Origin of the sequence: Citrobacter sp. wls826 (genome assembly GCF_005281245.1) — a bacterium.
Lineage (GTDB): Bacteria > Pseudomonadota > Gammaproteobacteria > Enterobacterales > Enterobacteriaceae > Citrobacter > Citrobacter braakii.
In genome coordinates this window covers 253,772-256,162 of sequence record NZ_SZWS01000018.1, presented here as the reverse complement: position 1 = coordinate 256,162, position 2,391 = coordinate 253,772, and the positions used below count along the sequence as shown (strand labels likewise).

Here is a 2,391-nt window from a genome sequence, read left to right as displayed (position 1 = left end):
CAGCCCTTTAAGGATCGCCGCGCCACAATGCCATGGCGCGGGGCGATCCCGATTGCCAAAGAGCTATTGTCACAAACCTGGCAGGATGTTATCAGCCAGCCTACCCCGCCGCGTAAACGGCTGGTGTACTTGCATATCCCTTTTTGTGCAACGCATTGTACTTTCTGCGGTTTTTATCAAAACCGGTTCGAAGAAGATCACTGCACCCGCTACACCAACGCGCTGTTGCGCGAAATCGAGATGGAAGCCGATAGCGCATTACATCAGTCAGCCCCAATTCACGCCGTCTATTTTGGCGGCGGTACGCCTTCAGCGCTGTCAGCACGGGATCTGGGCAGAATCATCACCGCGCTGCGTGAAAAGTTACCGCTGGCGCCGGACTGCGAAATTACCATTGAGGGACGAGTGCTCAATTTTGACGATGCGCGAATTGATGCCTGCCTTGACGCTGGTGCCAATCGGTTTTCGATCGGTATTCAATCTTTTAACAGCCGGATCCGCAAGAAAATGGCGCGCACCTCGGACGGCCCGACCGCAATTGCCTTTATGCAGGGGCTGGTAAAACGGGATCGTGCCGCCGTGGTATGCGATCTGTTGTTTGGTCTGCCAGGACAAGATGCAAAACTGTGGGGCGACGATCTGGCGATTGCCCGTGACATCGGCCTCGACGGCGTAGATCTTTATGCGCTGAACCTGATCCCCAATACACCGCTTGGCAAAGCAGTTGAAACCGGGCGCACAACCGTTCCCTCTCCCGCCGAACGTCGCGATCTCTATCTTCAGGGTTGCGATTTCATGGACAGCGCGGGCTGGCGCTGCATCAGCAACAGCCACTGGGCGCGTACCACGCGTGAACGCAATCTGTACAACCTGCTGATTAAACAGGGAGCGGACTGTCTGGCATTCGGCTCAGGTGCCGGGGGATCAGTCAATGGCTATTCCTGGATGGTCGAGCGCAATCTGACGACATGGCATGAATCTATCGCCGCCGGGAAAAAACCGCTAATGATGATGATGCGTACCGCCGAGCGTGGTTTCCAGTGGCGACACACTCTCCAGGCGGGCATTGAAACGGCCCGCGTTCCGCTGGATGAACTGACGCCTCATGCACAAAAACTAACCCCGCTACTGACCCAATGGCATCACGCAGGACTGACGCGAGATGCCAGCACCTGCGTGCGCCTGACCAATGAAGGGCGTTTTTGGGCAAGCAATATTTTGCAGTCTCTTGATGAACTTATTCAGGCACTTAACGCGCCGCGCATTGCGGTAGAACAACCATACCAGGAGTGAATTATGAGCCATGTCTCTTTACAGGATTTTTTGAAAACTGAACCGGACGGTACGCTGGAAGCTATCGCTGCCCAGTACAACACCACGCTGCTGGAGGTGGTGAAAAACCTCCCCTCCCCGACGCTGGTTTCCGGCGATCAATTTGATACTGTCTGGGAAACCGTCAGCGAATGGGGCAAAGTCACCACCCTGGTCCATACTGCTGATGTCATTCTGGAATTCACCGGGGAATTACCTTCCGGATTCCACCGTCATGGCTACTTCAACCTGCGCGGCAAAAAAGGCATGACCGGTCATATCAAGGCAGAAAACTGTACGCATATTGCCCTGATTGAACGCAAATTTATGGGAATGGACACCGCGTCCATTCTCTTCTTTAACCAGGCGGGTAGCGCGATGTTCAAAATTTTCCTCGGTCGGGATGAACATCGACAGTTACTGGCCGAACAGGTCAGCGCCTTTCACGCGTTGTCTTCATCTTTAAAGGAACATGCCTGATGGCTCCATGGCTCATTTTTGGTGCGGGTGGTAGCGGCGTCGGTGCGAAAACGCTTGAACTCGCACTGGCGGAACAACGTCCGGTGATTGTTGTCGTTCGCAACGCACAGGTCGCTGCAGGGTTGCAGGAAAAAGGTGTGCAGGTCTTCATCGGCGACGCCTGCGATAGTCAGGTCACCGCCTGTGCCTGTCGCGCAGCGGGTCAACATGCCACGGTGATCTCCTCCATGGGCGGCGCCCAGGATTATCTGGCGCACAGAACCGTCATTGATGAAGCAGAAAAAGCGGAGATCAAGCGCATGATTCTGGTGACCTCACTCGGCTGCGGTGACAGTTGGCCTTTTCTTTCTTCACGCGCAAAGGCCGCATTTGGTCAGGCTTTACGGGAAAAATCGTTGGCTGAAAGCTGGCTACAAACCAGTCGACTGGACTACGCCATTCTCCGCCCCGGCGGTTTGCTGAACGGTGCAGCCACCGGCCAGGCGCAACGAATACAGGCTCAGGAGTGTCACGGCTTTGTAATGCGTGCAGATGTTGCGAAGCATATTCACGAACTGGCCACTGCGCCAGCACTTAATAACCAGATTTACAGTTTGGTTG

Annotated in this window: 3 protein-coding genes; all 3 read left to right on the top strand. The window is 54.9% G+C overall.

From position 1 onward, the window contains the following. A partial coding sequence (gene hutW / locus FDW87_RS03895) for a heme anaerobic degradation radical SAM methyltransferase ChuW/HutW (RefSeq protein WP_252362991.1) occupies nucleotides 1-1,293 on the top strand: 1,293 nt, incomplete at its 5' end. A gap of 3 nt (nucleotides 1,294-1,296) precedes the next feature. Further along, nucleotides 1,297-1,791 (top strand): heme utilization cystosolic carrier protein HutX, encoded by a 495-nt coding sequence (gene hutX / locus FDW87_RS03890; RefSeq protein WP_016155886.1) that lies wholly within the window; start codon nucleotides 1,297-1,299, stop codon nucleotides 1,789-1,791. Then, a partial coding sequence (locus FDW87_RS03885; protein WP_137379484.1) for an SDR family oxidoreductase occupies nucleotides 1,791-2,391 on the top strand: 601 nt, incomplete at its 3' end. The genes hutX and FDW87_RS03885, both read left to right, overlap by 1 nt.